This window comes from Isosphaeraceae bacterium EP7 (assembly GCA_038400315.1).
Lineage (GTDB): Bacteria > Planctomycetota > Planctomycetia > Isosphaerales > Isosphaeraceae > EP7.
The window spans coordinates 6,245,444-6,265,045 of sequence record CP151667.1 but is presented as its reverse complement, the minus strand read 5'-3'; the positions used below and the strand labels follow the sequence as shown (position 1 = coordinate 6,265,045).

At 68.1% G+C, this 19,602-nt stretch carries 20 protein-coding genes; 15 read left to right on the top strand and 5 right to left on the bottom strand.

Annotation, left to right across the window (positions count from 1 at the left end; translation table 11 throughout):
- Positions 1 to 42 precede the first annotated feature (42 nt).
- Genes dapB through EP7_RS24755 form a run of 4 tightly spaced genes read left to right on the top strand, consistent with a single transcriptional unit; the run spans position 43 to position 2,761 of the window.
- Positions 43 to 849: a 4-hydroxy-tetrahydrodipicolinate reductase gene (gene dapB, locus EP7_RS24770; RefSeq protein WP_463524898.1), complete on the top strand. Its 807-nt coding sequence runs from the start codon at positions 43 to 45 to the stop codon at positions 847 to 849.
- 21 nt (positions 850 to 870) lie between these two features.
- Positions 871 to 1,257: a hypothetical protein gene (locus EP7_RS24765; protein WP_463524897.1), complete on the top strand. Its 387-nt coding sequence runs from the start codon at positions 871 to 873 to the stop codon at positions 1,255 to 1,257.
- The gene (locus tag EP7_RS24760) at positions 1,254 to 1,832 is read left to right on the top strand and encodes a cyclic-phosphate processing receiver domain-containing protein (protein ID WP_463524896.1); all 579 of its coding nucleotides are present in this window, start codon (positions 1,254 to 1,256) and stop codon (positions 1,830 to 1,832) included. The genes EP7_RS24765 and EP7_RS24760 overlap by 4 nt, the downstream gene beginning before the upstream one ends.
- On the top strand, positions 1,829 to 2,761 hold the full coding sequence (locus tag EP7_RS24755) for a UDP-glucuronic acid decarboxylase family protein (protein ID WP_463524895.1): 933 nt from the start codon (positions 1,829 to 1,831) through the stop codon (positions 2,759 to 2,761). Before EP7_RS24760 ends, EP7_RS24755 begins: the two co-directional genes overlap by 4 nt.
- Before the next feature lie 44 nt (positions 2,762 to 2,805).
- Here EP7_RS24755 and EP7_RS24750 read toward each other — a convergent pair whose 3' ends face one another.
- The 5 genes from EP7_RS24750 to EP7_RS24730 all read right to left on the bottom strand — a co-directional run bounded on the left by EP7_RS24750 (position 2,806) and on the right by EP7_RS24730 (position 8,602).
- Positions 2,806 to 3,105 (bottom strand): YbeD family protein, encoded by a 300-nt coding sequence (locus tag EP7_RS24750; RefSeq protein ID WP_463524894.1) that lies wholly within the window; start codon positions 3,103 to 3,105, stop codon positions 2,806 to 2,808.
- Positions 3,106 to 3,212: 107 nt separating this feature from the next.
- On the bottom strand, positions 3,213 to 3,713 hold the full coding sequence (locus EP7_RS24745; RefSeq protein ID WP_463524892.1) for a hypothetical protein: 501 nt from the start codon (positions 3,711 to 3,713) through the stop codon (positions 3,213 to 3,215).
- Positions 3,714 to 3,840: 127 nt separating this feature from the next.
- A complete protein-coding gene (locus EP7_RS24740) occupies positions 3,841 to 5,580 on the bottom strand; it encodes an SPFH domain-containing protein (RefSeq protein ID WP_463524891.1) in 1,740 nt (579 codons plus the stop codon).
- Complete coding sequence (locus tag EP7_RS24735; RefSeq protein WP_463524890.1) at positions 5,577 to 7,262, bottom strand: SPFH domain-containing protein; 1,686 nt, start codon at positions 7,260 to 7,262, stop codon at positions 5,577 to 5,579. Before EP7_RS24735 ends, EP7_RS24740 begins: the two co-directional genes overlap by 4 nt.
- Before the next feature lie 233 nt (positions 7,263 to 7,495).
- Positions 7,496 to 8,602: a hypothetical protein gene (locus tag EP7_RS24730; RefSeq protein ID WP_463524888.1), complete on the bottom strand. Its 1,107-nt coding sequence runs from the start codon at positions 8,600 to 8,602 to the stop codon at positions 7,496 to 7,498.
- A gap of 356 nt (positions 8,603 to 8,958) precedes the next feature.
- Here EP7_RS24730 and EP7_RS24725 point away from each other — a divergent pair, with 356 nt between their 5' ends.
- From EP7_RS24725 to EP7_RS24675, 11 genes are all read left to right on the top strand, one after another.
- Entirely contained in the window at positions 8,959 to 9,183 is a 225-nt protein-coding gene (locus EP7_RS24725) for a hypothetical protein (protein ID WP_463524887.1), read from the top strand.
- Between the two features lie 14 nt (positions 9,184 to 9,197).
- Positions 9,198 to 9,767 carry a hypothetical protein gene (locus tag EP7_RS24720; protein ID WP_463524886.1) on the top strand — a complete coding sequence of 190 codons (570 nt, stop codon included), beginning with the start codon at positions 9,198 to 9,200 and terminating at the stop codon, positions 9,765 to 9,767.
- A 148-nt stretch (positions 9,768 to 9,915) separates the two neighbouring features.
- Positions 9,916 to 10,164 carry a type II toxin-antitoxin system Phd/YefM family antitoxin gene (locus tag EP7_RS24715; RefSeq protein WP_463524885.1) on the top strand — a complete coding sequence of 83 codons (249 nt, stop codon included), beginning with the start codon at positions 9,916 to 9,918 and terminating at the stop codon, positions 10,162 to 10,164.
- Between the two features lie 22 nt (positions 10,165 to 10,186).
- Positions 10,187 to 10,618 (top strand): type II toxin-antitoxin system VapC family toxin, encoded by a 432-nt coding sequence (locus EP7_RS24710; protein ID WP_463524884.1) that lies wholly within the window; start codon positions 10,187 to 10,189, stop codon positions 10,616 to 10,618.
- A gap of 253 nt (positions 10,619 to 10,871) precedes the next feature.
- A complete protein-coding gene (locus tag EP7_RS24705; protein WP_463524882.1) occupies positions 10,872 to 11,837 on the top strand; it encodes an ABC transporter ATP-binding protein in 966 nt (321 codons plus the stop codon).
- 7 nt (positions 11,838 to 11,844) lie between these two features.
- Positions 11,845 to 12,612, top strand: coding sequence for an ABC transporter permease (locus tag EP7_RS24700; protein ID WP_463524880.1), 768 nt, complete (start codon positions 11,845 to 11,847; stop codon positions 12,610 to 12,612).
- Entirely contained in the window at positions 12,612 to 14,402 is a 1,791-nt protein-coding gene (locus EP7_RS24695) for a Gldg family protein (RefSeq protein WP_463524879.1), read from the top strand. The genes EP7_RS24700 and EP7_RS24695 overlap by 1 nt, the downstream gene beginning before the upstream one ends.
- Before the next feature lie 42 nt (positions 14,403 to 14,444).
- Positions 14,445 to 16,832, top strand: a complete 2,388-nt coding sequence (locus tag EP7_RS24690) for a DUF4340 domain-containing protein (RefSeq protein WP_463524877.1) — start codon at positions 14,445 to 14,447, stop codon at positions 16,830 to 16,832.
- 80 nt (positions 16,833 to 16,912) lie between these two features.
- Positions 16,913 to 17,509 (top strand): peptide deformylase, encoded by a 597-nt coding sequence (gene def, locus EP7_RS24685; protein WP_463524876.1) that lies wholly within the window; start codon positions 16,913 to 16,915, stop codon positions 17,507 to 17,509.
- 38 nt (positions 17,510 to 17,547) lie between these two features.
- Positions 17,548 to 18,510 (top strand): methionyl-tRNA formyltransferase, encoded by a 963-nt coding sequence (gene fmt / locus EP7_RS24680; RefSeq protein WP_463524875.1) that lies wholly within the window; start codon positions 17,548 to 17,550, stop codon positions 18,508 to 18,510.
- A gap of 70 nt (positions 18,511 to 18,580) precedes the next feature.
- A complete protein-coding gene (locus tag EP7_RS24675; RefSeq protein WP_463524874.1) occupies positions 18,581 to 19,510 on the top strand; it encodes a serine hydrolase in 930 nt (309 codons plus the stop codon).
- Positions 19,511 to 19,602 lie beyond the last annotated feature (92 nt).

Genomic DNA, 19,602 nt, shown 5'->3' with positions numbered 1-19,602 from the left:
CGAATTCTCATGTCTGACAGGCCGATCGAAGGGCGGGATACCTTGGAAACGAAGTCGATCTCGGTCGCCATTCATGGCGCGACCGGACGGATGGGAACTCGCCTGATCCAACTCATCCAGGACGACCCCAGGATGACCTTGGGCGCGGCCGTAGACCGCCCCGAGCACCCCAAGCTGGGCGAAGATGTGGGCGTCGTCCTGGGGCTTGGCCCGCTGGGTGTGCCGCTCAGTTGCACCCTGCCCGAGACCGTTCCTATTGATGCGGTGATCGACTTCTCCACCCCGGCGGCGAGCGTGGCCCTGGTCGCGGCGTGCCGGCTGCGGAAGATCCCGGTCGTGGTCGCCACCACCGGATTCGAGCCCGAGCAGCTCGAAGAGATCCGGGCCGCCAAGGATGAGATCGCGCTCCTGATCTCGCCGAATCTCAGCCGTGCGGTCAACCTGCTCATCAGGCTGGCGGGCGAGGCGGCCAAGGCGCTCGGGGATGAGGCCGACGTCGAGATCATCGAGCGGCACCACCACTTCAAGAAGGACGCCCCCAGCGGCACGGCCCTCAGGCTGGCCGAGGAAGTGGCCGGCGCCATCGGGATCCGCAAGTTCGTCAATGGGCGTGAGGGGCAGGTGGGCGAGCGGCCCCGCGGCGAGATCGGCCTGCACGCCCTGCGCACCGGGGACAATCCGGGCGAGCACACGGTCGTCTTCGGCCTGATGGGCGAGTGCCTCGAGCTGTCCCATCGGGCCCTGAACCGCGACGGGTTCGCCCGCGGGGCCCTGGACGCCGCGGCGTTCCTGGCCGGTAAGCGTCCGGGGCTCTACGCGATGTCCGACCTTCTCGGCGACACGATCTGACCGGGACAAGGGGCGACGTGCATGGCGGTCTGCGACCAGGGATATCTCTGCGAGGTCTGCGGGCAGGAGGTCGACGACCTCGTCGACTCCGACCTCTACCTGCGGTACGTCCTGGGCGAGGTCGAGCCCGACCTGCTCCACAAGGTCGCCGAGCGGCACCTCCGCTGCAACCCGTCGAGGGCCCAGTTCATCGTGGCCGAGGGCTTCGAGCCGGTCGCCGTCGAGGGGCCATTCGACAAGGCCGAACTCGACCCCGAGTTCGTCTCGGCCGAGGAGACGCGGGTCACGCGCGGTTACCTGCGGCTCTGCGAGCTGATGGGGCAGGAAGGCGTCAGTCTCCTCGATTACCCGCTCCCCGAAGTCCGCGAGCGATGGCGGGCGGCGGCGCAGGGCGAGGCGCCCCGATGACGAAGCCGGCCGGGGACGAGACGACGCCGGAACCCGCGCGAGTGCTGTTCCTCGATGACGATCCGGGCCGCGCGGGGGCCTTCCTCGCAGGCTGCCCGGAGGCCGTCTGGGTGAGCACGGTGGGCGAGTGCATCGAGATGCTCGAGGCCGCCGAGGGGTGGGACGAGGTGCACCTTGATCACGACCTCGGCGGCGAGACGTTCGTGCAGAGCCATCGAGATGACTGCGGCATGGAGGTCGTCCGCTGGCTCTGCCGGGACGGCCCGAGGCCGCACCTGCGGGCCACTCGGTTCGTCGTCCATAGCTGGAATCCGGACGCGGCGTTCGCCATGACGATGCAGCTGGATCTGGCCGGTTATCACGCCGTCGCCCGGCCATTCGGCGTGACCCGTGACGAGGACGGCTCCGCACTCGGGGGTCAAGGGCTTTCATCGCGGGCCCCCCTCGATGGAACATGGGCGGCCTGGGCCGGCCGGATCCTCGGTCGGCTGGCGCCGGGACGGCGCCCCGCGGACGACGAACACGATGCAGGGTCGACGGCCGACCCTCGGGACGAGAAGGAGTCAGGACATTGAGAACGGTCATCACCGGCGGCGCAGGGTTCGTTGGCTCGCACCTCTGCGAGCGGTTCCTGGCCGAGGGGCACGAGGTCGTCTGCGTCGACAACCTGCTGACCGGCTCCCGGAACAACATCCTCCAGATCCTGGACAATCCCTCCTTCCGGTTCGTCGAGCATGACATCAGCGAGCCGATTACGGTAGATGGCCCGGTCGACAACATCCTCCATTTCGCCAGCCCGGCCAGCCCGGCCGACTACCTGGCGCACCCGATCCCGACCTTGAAGGTCGGCTCGCTGGGCACGCACAATGCGCTCGGCCTGGCCAAGAACAAGGACGCCCGGTTCCTGCTGGCCAGCACGTCGGAGATCTACGGCGACCCCGAGGTTCACCCCCAGCGCGAAGACTACTGGGGCAACGTCAACACGATCGGCCCGCGCGGGTGCTACGACGAGGCCAAGCGGTTCGCCGAGGCCATCACCATGGCCTATCACCGGTACCACGGGGTGAAGACGCGGATCGTGCGGATTTTCAACACGTATGGACCCCGGATGCGCCTGAATGACGGGCGCGTGCTGCCGGCGTTCATGGGGCAAGTTCTGCGAGGCGAGCAGCTCACGGTCTTCGGCGAGGGGCAGCAGACGCGGAGCTTCTGCTACGTGACCGACCTGGTCGACGGCATCTACCGGCTCCTGAATTCGGACTTCGTCGAGCCGGTGAACATCGGCAACCCGTCGGAGCTGACCGTGCTTGAGCTGGCCAAGGAGATCATCGCGATGGTCCCCGGCACCAAGAGCACGATCGACTACCGCGAGCTGCCGCAGGACGACCCCAAGCGGCGCCGGCCCGACATCACCCGGGCCCAGACCCTGCTCGGTTGGAACCCGACGATCGAGCGTGCCGACGGCCTGGTCCGCACCCTGGACTACTTCAAGACGGTGCTCTGAGGACGGACCTGGCGCGGCCCGATCGGGGCCGCGCCGGTGCTTTTTCAGAGCAGCAGCTTCAGGCCCTGGACCTCCTGCAACCGGCCGTAGATCGCCCGCACCTGCTCGGCGGTCTGGACGTTGATGTCGAGCGTCAGCGAGATATGCCGGCCGCTCACGGTATTGCGGATCGAGTGGTCGACCTCGCTGACCCCGGAGACCTCCTGGTGCACCGCCGCCAGCGCCCGGCCTTCGAAGTCGTCGGCGACGTTGCCGATGACCTTGATCCGGAAGACGCCGGGGAAGATGTGGTGGGATTCCAGCAATTCGACGGACGGTCGATGGTCCTGCACTTGCGGGTCCATGGGGTTTCGCTCCCTGATCTGATCCAGAGTGTTTGGGCCATTCCATCATACGTCGGTCGTGCCAGGAAGGTTGGTTTTGGTCGTGTGCAAGGTGGCTGGCCTGAAGTCTAGGGGACACGCTTCCAGATGATTGGCCGGTTGTAGGGGGTTTCCATTTCCCAGGTCTCGCCGTCGATGAGCCGGATCGGGGCGAGCAGCCCGATGTTGGCCCCAGGGAAGGTCCACGGCTTTCCGCGACTGAGCAAGAAATTCAGGATGTCTCGGGGCACGTTCACGGTTCGGGAGTCGATTTTGAAGGCCTTGAGATGAAGCCTGGAACCTTCGACGGCCCAACGGCCCTCGCCGTTGAGCATCACGTACTCCGGGTTGCCCGGCGTGATGACCGACCTGGAATATGTGTGGTCGCGCCGGAGTTCCCAGTGTTCACGGGATTTGGTCGATGACCCGTTGTAATATTTGGTGTCTCTGACTCGAGTGACCCAATTGCCGACGAGGCCGCGTTCAAGGGTCGTCAGCGGGGGCCAAGCCTTCCAGGTCTTGAAGGCATAGGTTCCCGCCACGACGAAGATGATTGTTGTTGCAATGATATGTTCGTGTTTGAATTTCATCACGGATACCCATGAGAAGTCGCCGTTCGCAGCGGAGACCAGGGAAGGGTCGTCCCGTGGTTTCAGAATGCGGACGCATGGGCACAATGGAACTTGCCCATGCGTCCTCGGGTGATTTCGGGATTGCTCAGCGAGGTTTGGCCTCCAGGCCGGCGGGGGCGATGGAGGGATTGACGCGGGGGGGCTTGGCCGGGGCCGGAGTTGTGGTCTGGTCGGAGGCTAGCTTGCCGAGCATGGTCTGGTCGAAGCCCTTCAGGTCGGTCCAGAAGGTTCCGGGGCCGGCGTAGAAGATGCTCAGGCGGAGGTCGTCGGGCAGGCCCTCGGCGAAGACGTAGCGGTTGTAGGCGGCGGGGCCTCCCAGGGAATCGACGTACTGGCGGTAGCGCTCGGCCTTGGCCTGGTTGGACAGCTCGATGGTCTTGGCCCGGGCCTCGCCCATGGTGCGGGAGGCCTGGGCGTCGGTGAGGGCGGCCTTGGCGTCGATCTGGGCTCGGAGCTTCTCGGTGGTGGCCTCGATCTCGCGGGCCATCTTCTCGCCCTCGGCGGCGACCTGGGCGACCTTCTTCTCGGTCTCGGCCCGGGTGCGGTTCTCCTCGAGGATGACCTTGGCCTTGGCCTCGGAGAGGTCGGCCTGGGCCTTGGCGGTGAGCTGCTTCTGGTCGCTGGTCAGCTTCAGCTCGTCGGCGATCTTGGCCTTCTGAATCGGCTCTCGCACTTGCGCCGGCACATAAATATGCCTGGTCAAGCCGAACAGGAGCGAGAGCTTCTTGGAGGCGAGGACCCGCTCAAGCTCGTCGGCCGACTCCTCCTGGAAAGCCTCGCGGGAGTCGCCCACCAGAAGGTCGACGGCGCCTCGCTTGGAGCCGTGGAGGCGGCAGATCGAGCCGATCTGCGGCAGGATCACCTTGTCCTCGACGTCCTTCAGGTTGCCGAACTGGCGGACCACGCCTGGGGCCTGGTCGGGGACGATGCCCCAGATGGCGGTGTAGTCCAGGTGGATCAGGAAGCCGTCGTTGGAGGGGAACTCGATCCCCTTGCCGGCCTTGTAGATGGGGTCGCGGGGGACGGGCCTGCTGGCGAAGAGGCGGGCGTCGGCGGCCGGCGCGGGACGGGCGGCGGCCTCGGCGTTGGCGCGGGCGGTGGCCTCCACGTCCTGCTCGACGCTCAGGCTGGTCTCGTTGTAGCCGATGCTGACGATGCTGACGACTTTTTCCTGGGGGTTGATGTAATACAGGCCCGGCTGCAAGACCCGGTCCTGGATTCCTTGCACCTGCTTGGTCCGGGGGTTATCCGTTTTGTTGGTCACCACGCCGACGTAGCCGGGGGGAATCAGGATGGGGTCGCCCTCGCGGCGCACCACGGCGGTTGCGGGGTCGACGCAGGCGTCGGCGGGCACCACCTTCACGTCGTAGGCGTAGCCGTTCATCCGGTAGCGGCCAGGGGTCAGCACCTTGCGCCAGGTGCCTCGGTAGCCGGGCTCGTCGACCAGGTAAGAGCCGTCGGGGCTGGCCTTGCCCGCCTTGGAGTTGACGATGCCCAGCTCGCCGGGCTTGATCACGGTGTCGGGTACCAGCTTGCGCTCGTACTCGAGCGGCGAGTAGAAGTGGCGGCCGGGGCCGGGCATGGCGGCCAGGATGCCGACCAGCTTGGGCCGGCCCCGGGAGTCGAGGTCGACCAGCGTTCCCTCCGGGGCGCTCTCGGTGAGGCCGAAGGGGAAGGGGCCTTTGTAACGCAGCAGGAGGCTCTGGCCGGGGGGGACCTCGACCCGGCAGAACATCCACTGCCAGATGCCGAAGTAGGCGAAGGCCAGGACGGCGACCACGACGACCGCCGTGCCGGTCAGGAACTCGGTCAGGCGGCGGTTCATGGCATCTCCCGTGTGTTCGAGAAGACCGACTTGGGCAACTCGGCGTCAGCCTTGGCTTCGGGCTTGGAGTCCGGCTTCGCTTCTGGCTTCGCGGCGGCCTGGGGAGAATCGGCCGCGGGCCGGCGCGGGGGGGGCTCGGCGGTGAACTGGCCGAAGAGGTCCATCAGGGGGCCTTCGGAGTTGGACAGGATCGAGCGGAAGGCTGGGGCCAGCTTGCTCACGAGGATGTTCTGCGCCAGGGCCGCGCCGTCGCCGCCGAAGGCTTGCACCCGCGCGGCGAGGCCGGCGAGCTCGGCCTTGTTGTTGAAGCGGATGACCTCGGCGTCGGCCTCGGCCTTGGCCCGGATGGCGGCGGCCTGGTCGACGGTGGCCTCCAGCTTGGTCTTGGAGACGGCGAGCTGCTGCTCGGCCAGGGTGACGGCGACCTGCTGCTCCTCCTCGGCCTTGGTCGTCTTCTGGACGACGAGCTGCTCGGCCTCGACGAGCAGGCGCTTCTGGTCGGCGAGGATCTGCTGCACCTTGAGCTGGGCCTCCGAGACCTGCTGGAGCCGCTCCTGGACGAACTGGCTCCGCTCCTGCTTGGCCACCTCGCGCTGACGGACCGGGCCGGCGATCTCCTCGGGGGGCTGGATCGAGGTAATGGCGACGGCGAGGATCTCGACGCCTTGCTTCTTGCAGTTCTCGGTGAGCGACTTGATCAGGTCGCGCTGGAAGACCTCGCGGTCGGTGCCGCTGATGAACTGGCCGCCGGTGAGCTTCGACCCGCCGATCCGGCAGATCGACCGGCTCTCGGGGGTGATGATCTTGGAGATGATCTGGTCCTTGATGTCGTCGCCGTCGTGCTCCTCGTTGTACTTGACGAAGACCTCGGCGGCGCGCTCGGGCAGGACGCGGAACTCGACGGCCCCGTCGAGCGACACCAGGAATCCGTCGGCCGAGAGGAAGTCGGTGCCGCCGGTCTCCGAGCCCAGGTTGAACCGCTGCGAGCGGCAGTCGACCTGGCTGACCCGCGTCTCGTAAGGGTTCAGGAAGTAGGTGCCGGGCTCCAGCGTCTTCGTCTGCACCCCGCGCTCGCCGTCCTCGACCAGGAAGACGTTCGGGTCTTTGGGCTCGCGGCCGGCGAGCAGGGTGAGAACACCCCGGAAGCCGGCCGGCACGGTGACCGGGTCGTGGGTCTCGATGGTCTCGGCGTAGGGGTTGTACGGGTAACGGCCGGGCTTCAAGGCCTGGCCGCGGATGATCCCCTTCTGGCCGGGATCGGCCAGGGCGTGGCCGGCGGGAAGGTCTTCGCCGACGAGCGCGATGCGGATGCCGATCTTGCCCTGGGGCACCACGAACTGGGGCATGATCTCCCAGTTCCAGACGTACGGATTATAAAAATACCTACCTTCGGTGAGCACGCCATTATTTGGCCCGCCCGCCTGCACGCCCTTGTAGTAGGCGCCGGCCTTGGGGGGCGGGGCCAGCTCCATGTCGGGTTCCAGGTCGAGCCCGGTCAGGCGGACGAGCACGGCCTGCTCGCCGGTGCCGACCTCGATCTTGAACGAGTTGTACATCACCATGACCGCCAGAACGCAGGCGGCTATCAGCAGCACGACGCCGGGAAGGCCGTAGCGGAGCAGGCGGTCGACCAGGCCCCCATAGGGCCGGCCCGGCGGTCTCCGATCCTCGAACGCTTGCATCGTCGGTGGCTCCCTCGCAGGCGGCCTCAACCCGACGGGTCGGGTCGATCTGGGGCGCCTGCGTGGATAGAGGATTCGTCGGCCGGCCCCCGAGATTGTCCGGGAGGCTAGCCGCCGAACGGGAACGCAACTCTTGCCCCGGTTCCGCATCCGGTCAAATCGCTGTGACTGCGCAGGGCGACGCACCTTGCCGCGAAGCATGCACCGGGGCGACCTGAATATGCATCATCTGGTCAGCAGGACATGAGCTGCAAGGACGCGGCCCGCCGCCTGCGGGCCTGCCGCGACCGGCGATCGGCCGCGCGAGGGGTGTTCTCGGGCTTCGGGTTGGCGATCGAGGCGATCTCGGGCCGCGTCGAAGGCCTCGGCGGCAGGGCCCGGGCGGCCTCCATGGCCTTGTGGAAGAGGTTTTCCGGCGGCGGTTGGCTTCGTTCGGCGCCTTCGTCGGCATTCGCGCCTGGCCCCGGGCGGCGGGGCGACCTGGCGGGTCCGTCGTCGTCCCACTTGGGGTTTCGGTTCTGGTCGTTGGGCAGCCCTTTCCCCTTGTTCAGCAGGTCGAGGGCCCACCGCATCCGCCGCAGGCTGGCGGTCTCATATCGGCGGAGCAAGATGAGCTTGGGGTCGTCGACCGTGTTCAGGCCCTGCATGGCGGCCTCGCGGTGCTCCTCCTCGATGTCGTCGTGGCCGTCGTCCTTGAGGGTCAGGAGCCGTTCGAGCTGGTCGTCGACGAGGCACTGTCGGTGTTCGAGCAGGCTCTCGCCCTCGTCGGCATCCGTCGGGTTGGGCAGGTCGCGCAGCGCACCGGCGATGCCCAGCAGGTCGAGGGCGAGTGTGTGTTGCTCGTCGGTCCAGACACCTGATTTGTCGAGCGCATGACCGAGCAGCCGCCATCGGTCGATGAGCCAGTCGCAGCCCGGGGCGGACGTGGCCAGCAGGTTGGCCGTCGCGGCGGGCTTGGCGCTCAGGGCGCTCGCCTCGCGCTCGATGGCGACCTTGCGCTCCTCGCTCCAGCAGTGAGCCGCCTTGCGGGCGCGGAAGTCGCGAGCCAGCCGGTCTTCGATCCGGCACCGCTCGATGCGCAACGATTCGACGGCGATGGTCTCGACCAGGTTGATCTCAAAGGCGTTATAAGGGCGCAGCGACGAGTTCCACTGCTCGGCGCGCTCGCGTACGGCCTGGGCATCCTGCTCCGGCACCACAATCCCGGCGCCCGCCAGTCCATGAACCATGCTATTGCGGCGCGACCGTGCCTTGCCCTCGACCGTCCTCGGCCCGGTGCTGCGCATGGCGTTGCGTCGATTGGCGTCGATCCGCTTCTGGCTGGTTTCTGTGCTGCCCATGGTGCTGCGTCGCTTCCTTGGGGTGGAGATTCAATGAGTGAATATCGCTAACTTTGGCGATCTTGGCCAGGCTGCGCAAGCGTCGCGCGGCGGGACACGCCTAAATCTCATCACGAAATGCGTCTCAATCGATCATGAAATTTTGGAAGTTTGGTAAGAATCTCCTGATGAGGCGATTTGGGGAGGTTCGATTCCAGCCATCCGGGTGTCCTGTTTTGCGAAGTGATCGAATGAATCGGGCGAGCAAGGCCGGACGCCGCAGCGGTGAGGGCGGCAAGGGTTTGGGCGTGAATCCCTCGGAAGATTCGTCTCGGCGTTCTCTTGACGGATGTCAAGGGCGGCATGAAAATGGTCAGATGAGGCCACGGCACCCCAACAAAGAGATCGAGGCGGCCGTCCAGGAGGCTGAGGCCCTGGGGTGGACCTGGCAGGCTTCGAACGGTCATGCCTGGGGCCGTCTCGATTGCCCGGCCAAGAACCGCGACGGTTGCAGTTTCAGCGTGTGGTCCACTCCCAGGAACCCGGCCAATCACGCCAGGAAGATCAGGAGCGACCTCGCCAGATGCACCTACCAGCCCTGACGAAGGGGACTCGAATGGAAGACATGGGAGCCGAGTCGACGGAGCACGACTTCGACATCTGCCTCGCCGAAGGCGTGGCCTTCACCGACGAATTGACCGACTCGCTCTTCGAGGCGGGATGCGACGACGCGACGGTCTCGCAGCGACATGGGCGACTCACCCTGTCGTTCTGCCGGGAGGCGCCCTCGTTCAAGGATGCCGTCCTGTCGGCCATCGCCGATGTCGCGAAGGCGGGGCTCGGCCCGAAGATCGTGCGGGTGGATCTCGAAGGGCTCATGAGCCAATCGGACATCGCCAGGAAGATCGGTCGAAGCCGCCAGCTTGTCCACCAGTATGTTTCGGGCGCCACCGGGCCCGGCGGATTCCCCCCGCCCGTCGGCGGCATCTCGGGACCCGCGCCCGCCTGGAACTGGCAAGATGTCGCCGAATGGCTGCTCAGGAGCGGCCTGTCCGACGATCGGTTCGCCCAGGAGGCGAACGGGGTTGCGGCGATCAATGCCGCCCTGGAGATGAAGCGTCAGTTGGTTACCCAGCCCGAGTTGGCGGCGGAGGCGATGGCACTGATCGGGCTGCATCATACTTGAATGGTGCGAGGCTGGCTCATCGATATAAGGCAGCTCCCGGCTCATTTTCCCTCGCACGGTCGCGTTCCTGTTCAGCAAAACCGCTTGGCAAACTGGGCAATTCGTGTCAGACTAGTCCAGACCAGTCGAGATTGTTTAGGGGTCTGCCATGCGTACAATCGGCTCTTACGAAGCGAAGACCCATTTGCCCCAGCTTCTGGACGATGTGGCAAAAGGCGAGGAAATCGAGATTACCAAGCACGGCAAGCCGGTGGCCCGTTTGGTCCCCGCCCGCCCGGTTCAGGCAAGGCCCGACGTGCAGCAGTTGATCGACGAGATGCGTGCCTTCCGCAAAGGAAACACGCTCGGTGACGGCCTCACCATTCGTGACCTGATCGAAGACGGCCGCCGCTTCTGATCGCCACCGGAAAGGATTCACCGTGGAAGACGCCAAGGATGGTCTCGTGCTCGACTGCTCGGTCACGATGGCCTGGTGCTTCGAGGACGAAGCCAGCCTCTACGCGGATGGCGTCCAGGACGCCTTGAAATCGGTCAGGGCGGTCGTTCCGGCCATCTGGCCGCTGGAAGTGGCCAATGCCCTGCTCGTGGGCGAACGCCGCAAGCGGCTTGACGAGGCCCGCAGCGGCCGCTTCCTCGCGATGTTGAGCGGCTTGCCGATCGCCATCGATGACGGCACGACCGGCCGGGCGTTCACCGCCATCACACACCTGGCGCGGTCACACCAGCTCTCGTCTTACGACGCCGCTTACCTGGAGCTGGCAATCAGGCGAGGCTTGCCGATGGCCTGCTTCGATGGAAAGCTGAAAGCCGCCGCCTTGGCCGCTGGCGTGACGTTCTTTAACGTCCCGTGATGCCGGCGGTTCTTGCTTGCACGACAGCCCAAGACTCAGGACGTTCCGGAAATCCAGGATGGATCAGTTGGCGCCGGCCTTTGAGTCACGACGGGCGATGTCGTGCGTCTTGGTTTGCGACGAAGGCCGGGAACTTCGGGGCGGCGTTGCGCCTCAAAGGGACGGCGGGCGTGGCCAAGGGGTGGGGGCGGGGGTTAAGCTCTGGGCTTGGCCGCGCGGGTGCGGTGCGTGTTGGCATGGGCGAGGTCGGCGTATGATTCGGGTCGATCGGCTCTGCAAGCGGTATGGCGGCGTTGCGGCGGTGGAGGACTTGAGCTTCCACGTGGGCCGCGGCGAGGTGGTGGGGCTGCTCGGGCCGAATGGGGCGGGCAAGACGACCACGATGCGGATGCTGACGACGTTCTTGCCGCCGACGAGCGGGCGGGCGGCGCTGGCGGGGCATGACGTGCTGGACGAGCCGCTGGAGGTTCGGCGGCGGATCGGCTATTTGCCCGAGAATGTGCCGCTTTATGGCGAGATGCGGGTTCGCGACTATCTGGTGTTCCGGGCCAAGCTGAAGGACGTACGGTGGCGGCAGCGGCGGCGGGCGGTGGATTCGGCCATCGAGCGTTGCAAGCTTGACGAGGTGCGGGACCGGATTATTGGCCAGCTTTCCAGGGGATTCCGCCAGCGGGTGGGGCTGGCCGATGCGTTGCTGCACGAGCCCGATGTCCTGATCCTGGATGAGCCGACGGCGGGGCTCGACCCGTTGCAGGTGCGCGAGGTGCGGACCCTGATCCGCGAGCTGGGCCAGTCGCATACCGTGCTGCTGAGCACGCATATCTTGCCCGAGGTCGAGGCGACCTGCGGGCGCGTGATCATCATCGCCCGTGGGCGGATCGCGCTGGATGCGTCGACGGAGGCCGGGGCGGGCGAGCAGGGAGTGGTGGTCGAGGCGCGCGGGCCGGCCGGGCCGATGCTCGACGCGGTTGGTGGGGTGGCGGGCGTCGCGCAGGTGGTGGTCGCGAGCCGCGACGGCGAGCATCTGACCTTGGACGTGCGGAGCGAGCCGGGGGCCGACCCTCGCGAGGCGATCGGCCTGGCGCTGGCCGGTCGCGGTTGGCCGATCCGGCGGCTGGACCTGCGGCGGACGACGCTGGAGGAGCGGTTCGTGCAGGCGGTGGGCGCGGCGAGCCTGGTCGCGAATCTGGGCGAAACGGAACCGAGCGAGGCGGCCTGAGACCATCATGCGGCATGTGTTCACCCTCTGCTCACGCGAGCTGGCGGCCTACTTCCTGACGCCCACGGCCTACCTCGTCTTGCTGGCGTTCCAGGCGGTCGCCTGGCTAAACTTCTGGGACCTGGTCGACGTGCTGGCGCGGCCCCAGCGCACGCTCTCGGTGGCGCAAAGTCCCATCAACGCGTACCTGTCCGGCAGCATGCCGTTCTGGTTCGCGGTGGTCTTCGCCGTGCCCGTGCTGACGATGCGGCTGCTGGCCGAGGAGCGGCGGAGCGGCACGATCGAGACGTTGCTGACGGCCCCCGTGACCGAGGCCCAGGTGGTGATGGCGAAGTGGCTGGCGGGCCTGGCGATGTTCGTCGCCCTGCTGGTCCCGTTCTGGCTCTACCTGCCATTCCTCTACTTCCAGGCCGACTACCGCTTCGACCTGGGCCCGCCGCTGGCCCTGGGCCTGGGGATGCTGACGCTGGGGATGATGTTCACGGCGATCGGCCTGTTTTATAGCGCCTTGACGCGTCAGCAAGTGCTGGCGGCCATCGCGACGTTCGTCACGCTGTTCCTGCTCTTGTTCGTGACGTTCATCGGCGAGCGAACGGCCGTGGAGCGGGGCTCTCCCTGGTCGGCGGTGGCGCGCTATTGCTCGCCGATCGGCCAGGCGCTGACGCTGGGGGTGGGGCAGCTCGACCTCAGGTTCCTGGCGCTTCACGTCTCGGTCTGCGTGCTGTTTCTCTATCTGACGGTGCAAGTCCTGCGTTCGAGGGAGACGGCCGGATGATGGGTGGCTGGTTGTCCAGGCCGGTTCTATCGCTGCTGATCCTGGGGCTTGCCGCCCTGGGGATGCTCGGCTGGTCGCTGCGCGGGGCGAGCCGCCCCAGGGCGGGCGAATACGACGCGGCGGGCCTGCGCCGGCTGGCGCTTCGGCTTTATCTGGGGGCCGCCGCGGGGCTGGTGCTGGTGCTGGCGGGGGTGGGGCTGCTGCTGTCGGACTATGTGGCGGCGTCTTTGCCGCTGTTCGCCGGCGGGTTCGGCACCTGGATCACTCTGGCCAGGCGCAACGAGCGGTTCAAGCACGAGAGCCCGGCGATTCGCCGGGTGGTGGGGGCGGCCGACGCCGCACTGACGGCCTCGTTGCTGGCCGGCGTGCTGCTGGTGGGCAACCTGGTCGCGTTCCGCTACGGCGGCCGGCCGATCGACCTGACCGTGGAGCGCTCGCACAGCCTGTCTCCCCTGACGCTCAAGGCGCTGGGGTCGCTGGACAGGCCGCTCACGCTGACGACCTATTACGGCCGTGCGGCGAGGTCTCAGGCCCAGCTTGCGCGAGTGGGCGAGCTTGCGGACCTGTACCGGGGGGCGAGGCCCGACCTGGTCCGGCTGTCGACGATCAACCCCTATGCCGAGCCGACGGCCTGGGAAGAGCTGGCCAGGAATGTGCCCTCGGTGGCGCTCAGCCCTGCCGGCGGGGTGATCCTGCAATATGGCGAGGGGGACGACGCCAGGCGCACCGTGGTGCGGGGAGACGAGCTGTTCTCGCTGGTCGCCGACGAGTCGGGCCGAACCGTGCCCGATCGGTTCACGACCCGGTTCAATGGTGAAGACGCGCTGACGTCGGCCCTGATCCGGCTGGTCGAGGGGAAGCCGGTCCGCGTGGCCTTCACCGCGGGACACGGCGAGCCGACCGGGCTCTCGGGCGACCCCAGGCAGCCGAGCCTGGCGCTCTGGAAGCAGCGGATGAGCGCCCTGGGGATGCGGCTGGACGACCTGGACACGGCCAGGCACCCGATTCCCGACGACCTGGCCCTGCTCATCATCGTCGCGCCCAAATCGCCCTTCCAGCCCGACGAGCTTGCCAAGGTGCAGGAGCACATGAATCGCGGAGGGGGCGTGCTGCTGCTGACGGACTCGGCCCAGGCGGCGGGGCTCGCGGGCCTGCTCGACCCCTACGAGGTGCGGCTCGGCCCCGGGCGGGTCGTCGATCCCACCTACAACTATAACGGTCGGATGACGATGGTCTTCGCTCCGCCGATGGGGCCGGGCGGGCCGCCGCACCCGATCGCCGACGGCCTGGGCAATCGCGCGGTGCTGGTCCCGTCGGCCGCTCCCCTGGTGCTGAAAGGGCCCGGCCCCGCGGGGGTGGGCGAGGCCTATCCGATCCTCTGGACGAGCCCAGGGTCGTGGGTGGAGAGCGACCCGGACGTCTCGCCGCCGGTGCGCGACGCGGCCAAGGATGCAGCCGGGCCAATCGTGGTGGGGCTGGCGATCACGGGGCCGTCTACGACCACAGGGCAGGCGGACGGGGCGCCCAAGATGGTCGTCTTCTCGTCGCCCTTCCTGGGAGACGACGCCTTCGTGGGGATCGAGCCGAGCAACCTGGACCTCCTCATCAACGCGAGCCAGTGGCTGCGGGGCAAGCCCGAGCTTGTGGGCATCGCGCCCAAGACGCATGTGGCGCTGACGCTGACGTCGGGGCCCGAGAAGCGGACGAAGCTGGTGTTCGTCCCCACGGTGATGGCCGCCGCCATCATCATCGCGCTGGGGGTGGGCACGGCGATGGCGCGGCGACGCTGAGCTGAGCGAATCGTTGGTACGTGATTGGATCGGAATTTGTCCATGAAGAATCGATCGACGGCGTTGCTCCTGGTCCTCTTCTTCGGCGGCCTGCTCGGTCTCTGGGTCGCCCAGTACTGGCGCGTCCCCACGTCGCTCGACCGCGCGGGGCTCAGCGGCCGTGTCCTGCCCGAGCTGGTGGAGTTGAGGCAGGGCGACCTGCGTCGGCTGGAGATTAACGGCGGCGAGACCTCGATCATGGCCAGGCGTGAGCCATCGGGGCACTGGAGGCTCATGAACCCGGTCGATACTCTGGCCGACGACGCGCTAGTCGAGAACCTGGCCTACAACCTGAAAGTCTTGCGCGTGGTGCCCGACGCCGGGACGGTCGACGGATCACCCGAGTCCTACGGGTTCGGCTCTCGTCCGAAAACGATCCGGCTGTACGGTTCGGACAGCGCGAGGCCGCTGGCGACGATCGAGCTGGGCGACGTCGTCCGCGGCAACCGCTACGTGCGCGTCCCCGGCGAGCCGGGCATTCACGTCGTCGACGCCGCGGCCCTGGCACTGGCCGACATTCCCGACTGGCGCTGGCGCGAGAGCCGGCCGCTGGCGATGCCCGCGCACGAGGTCGACGGCCTGACGGTGAAGGGGGAGGGCCTGGACGTCGCCTTGAAGCGCGACGGCAAGGTCTGGCGCATCGTCCGGCCCTATCCGGCCCCCGCCGACACGAAGAAGGTGGAAGCCCTGCTGGCCCAGGTTACCGGCCTGGCGGTGGCCGACGGCCGGGCTGGGTACGTTGCCGACGATGTCAAGGATCTGCATGCGTATGGGCTGGACAAGCCCACGCTGACGGTCGAGGTGCATGGGCCCCGGGCGACGCAGACGCTGGAGATTGGCGGCGAGGCCCCGGCGGACTCGGTGGACGCCCGCCGCCTGTTCGCCCATCGGCCGGGCCAGGACGACGTGGTGAAGATTGATCCCGGCCCGCTGCTCGACCTGGGCAAGCGGCTGGCCGAGCTGCGCATCAGGAAGCTCGCGGCGGTCGAGCCGGGGCAGGTGACGCGGATCGAATACCAGTCGCCGAGGTCCAGCGTGGTGCTCTTCGCGTCAGGCTCCGGCGGCATGACGTCGCAGCCAGCCTTCGGCGGCGAGCAGGACGGTCAGCGATTCGACGTCGATCAAGCGGGGGCGGCGGCCCTGCTGAAGGCCCTGAACGAGGCCGTGATCAGCGAATCGCTGGCCCCCGAGCAGGCGGCCGAGGCCGGAGTGGACCCGCCTTCCTCGACCCTGCGGCTCTGGTGGGCGCCGGCCAACGCGGGCCGGTCGGGTTCCCCGCCCTCGACGGCGAAGGCCGGCTCGATCTCGCCCGACCCGGGCCGTCCGGCCGACCTGACGCTGGCCCTGGGGCGCCGCGATCGGCTCAAGAAGGTGATTTTCGCACGCGTTGAGGGCGATCCGGCGACCCTGGCGGTCCAGGAGAGCCTGGCCGATGCGCTCCCCTCGGAGCCCTGGCCGTTCCGCAACCGCACGCTGGCGGCGGTCGGGGACAAGCCGGTCTGGAGCTTGACGGTGAAGACGGGCGACGGAACGACCCGGCTGAGGCGACCGCCAGGTTCGCCCGCGGGCCTCGATGGCCGTGGTTGGGAGGTGATCCTGCCCGGCCGGGCCGTTGCTGCCGCCGATGCCGATTCGGTGGCCGCCGTGCTCCGGATGCTGTCCACCTTGCGAGCCGAGCGGTTCGTGGCCGGAACCGACGCCTCGCCCACCCCGTACGGCCTGGATCGGCCGCTCGCCGAGGTGAGCTGGCAGGCGAGCTCGACGCCCGACTCGGCCGACTCCGAGGCGCGAAGCCTGAAAATCGGCCGCGAGGTGGGGGGGGGCTCCAAGGATCGCTATGCGATCCTGGGCGGTTCCGGCGTCTTCACGGTCGACCCGGTCGTCGGCGCGATCCTGAACATCGAGTTCCGCGACCGCAGGGTCCTCGCCTTCAACCCGGCGCGAATCAGGCGGATCGTCCTGGGGTGGCCCGACCGGACGGTGGCACTGGAGCGGAAACCGGGGCCGCTGGGCAGCGCCGGGGCCTGGCAGATCGCGTCGGGGTTCGACGGCAGCGGCTTCGACCCGACGCCGATCCCGGAGTTGCTGGAGACGCTGAAGGAGCTTCGCACGACCAAATTCGTCCATCAAAACGGCCCGTTCCCCGGGAAGCTCGGCCTGACTCCGCCGCTGCTGACGTTGAGCCTGGAATCCGACGACGGCCCGAAGGTGCTGCGGGTCGGGGCCCCGGATCTGGTCGGCTCGTTTTACGCGACCACGGACGCAGGGGCCGAAGGGGCGGCGTTCCTCCTGTCCGGCAACGTGATCGGCGGACTGCTGTTCCCGCCGACCCGCCCCGAGGATTTGCCGCTCGACCCATTCATGCCCGACGCGCCGGTTGCGCCTCGCTGAGTCGGCTCGACTGGCGTGGGCTGGCTGGCTTTCCTACAATCGGGGACGACCTAACTTCTCTCGACCTGGGAGCCTCCGGCGTGCTTCGCATCGTCCCGTATCCTCACCCCGCCTTGCGCTTCGAGTCGAAGCCGGTGGCGCGCATCGACGACGACTTCCGGGCGGTGGTCCGGCAGATGTTCGACGCGATGTACGCCGCCAAGGGGATCGGCCTGGCGGCCAACCAGGTGGGCATCCCGCTCCGGTTCTTCATCCTGAACCTCACCGCCGACCCCGAGCAGGCCGATCAGGAGCAGGTCTTCGTCAACCCCGAGATCGTCAAGCGGCACTCGGCCGTCGAGGACGAGGAGGGTTGCCTGAGCTTCCCGGGCATCTACGCCAAGGTGCGCCGCGCCCGCAAGGTGCGGGTCCGCGCTTTTGACCTGGCCGGCAAGCCGGTCGAGATCGACGCCGACGACCTGCTCTCGCGGGCCATCCAGCACGAGACCGACCACCTGGCGGGCAAGCTGTTCATCGACCTGCTAGACGAGGCCGACCGCGTGGCCACCGCCGCCAAGGTGCGCGAGGTCGAGGCCGGCTACCGCAAGGCGCAGCTCGAGGGCATCTTCCCCGCCGACGACACCATCGAGGGCCAGCTCGCGGCCATGGCCGCGGCCTCCGCCACCAAGCTCACCTGAGTGAGCGGCTCGCCCGAACGACCGAGGCTCTCTCCGCCATGCCCACCAAGCCACGCCTGGTCATGTTCGGCACCGGCGACTTCGCCCTGCCGACCTTCGAACTGCTCTGCGAATCGGGCCACGACGTCCGCGCCCTGGTGACCCAGCCCGATCGCCCGCAGGGTCGCAAGCAGGAGCTGATCCCCAGCCGGATCAAGCAGTACGCCCTCGGGCGGGGGATCCCCGTCTTCCAGCCCGAGGACGTGAACGCGGCCGACAGCCTGGCGCACATCGCGGCCCTGACGCCCGACCTGTTCGTCACGGCGGCCTACGGCCAGATCCTCTCGGCCGACCTGCTGGGCATCCCGCCGCTAGGCGGGGTGAACCTGCACGGATCGATCCTGCCCTCCTATCGAGGGGCCGCCCCGGTGGCCCGCGCCATCCAGAACGGCGAGACCGAGGCGGGCGTCACGGTCATTCGGATGACCCCCCGGATCGACGCCGGCGGGATGATCGCCGTCGCCCGCACGCCGGTCGACCCCGCCGAGACCGCCGGAGAGCTGGAAGACCGGCTCTCGCGGATTGGCGCCCCGCTCATCGTCGGGACCATCCCGTCGCTGGTCGACGGCACCGCGCAGGTCTTGCCGCAGCGGAAATCCAAAGTCACCCGAGCTCCCAAGCTGCGCAAGGACGACGGCCTGATCGACTGGACGAAGTCGGCCCAGGAGGTCCACAACCAGGTGAGGGCCATGCAGCCCTGGCCGGGGGCGTCGACCCCCTGGAAACGCGAGGGGATTGAGGCGGCCGAGTTCCGCCTGATGATCCACAAGACCGAGGTGGACGAGGCCGAAGGCCAGCGTGGCGAGCCCGGGACCGTGCTGGAGGCGCTCGGCGACCGGTTCGTCATCGCCGCCGGCCGCGGCGCAGTGAGCATCCTGGTCGTCCAGATGGCGGGCCGCAAGTCAATGCCAGCCGCCGACTTCCTGCGAGGCTTCCAGCTCTCCGGCGAACGCCTGGGCTAGCCCCCCGGCCGGTTGGCGTTCGAGAACAATCGCAACCGCCTCGCCGCCCCTGATTTCCCGAGGCCACATCATGTCCGCGCGAACCCTCGCCTCGCTCCTGCTGGCCTTCCTCATGGCGACCTTCGCCCCGACCGGCGCCCAGGCGGCGGAAGACCTCGGCGCCGCGTTCAAGGGGATGATCGATGCGCACGGCGACGGAGTCGAGGCGGGAATCTGGGTCGGCGGAGTCGAGGGCGAGCCATCGCTGAGCATCCGCCCTGACGCCGTGATGCCCACCGCCAGCACCATCAAGACCGCCTACCTCATCGAGCTTTTCGCCGCCTATCCGGATGCTCTGGACGCCCCGCTGCCGGGCGCCGACGCGATCCTCAACGAGACCGGCCATCCGGCGCTTGCCCCCTACACCGACGACCAGCGTGCCGGGATCCGCAAGTCGCTCCGGGGCGCCTCAACGAGGCGGATTGGCGAGACGATGATGGGCGGCTTCGAGGCCCCCAACGACGTCTACAACGCGGCGGCCAGCCTGGTGACCGCTGCGCTGGGCGGGCCGGTGGCACTCACCGCGAAGATTGCCGCGCGCGACCCCGCCTTCGCGCCCATCCAGGCCCGCCGCTACATGCTCGCCCCTCGCGACCAGCCCGGCGACAACACGGCCACCACGCGGGCGCTCGCCGCCGTCATTCAACGCCTGGCCGCGGGCACGCTCAAGGGGGTTTCCGGGCCGACCCACGAGGCCATCCGGCGTGCGATGGAGACCCGGAAAGTGAACGGCCGCACGCTCATCTCCAAGACCGGCAGCCTTGATACCGACCCCATTACCCGGTGCCGCACCGGCTGGATCGAATCGCCCAACGGGCCGGTCGTCTACGCGATCATGCTCCAACAGCCCGGCCCGGGAGCCCGCCCCAGGCCCGAGGCGGCTCAGCGTCTGCACGACCTGGTCGGGGCAATCGAGCGGCTCGTCATCGGAGACGCCGGCGGCCCCCGCTCGCTTCGCTAACTCGGACGCACCCCGGCGGAGCGATTCTGCGACATGCGTATGCCCCCGCCTTTTGGATGGTGATGCGCTCATTGAAGAGCCCCGGGAGGGCC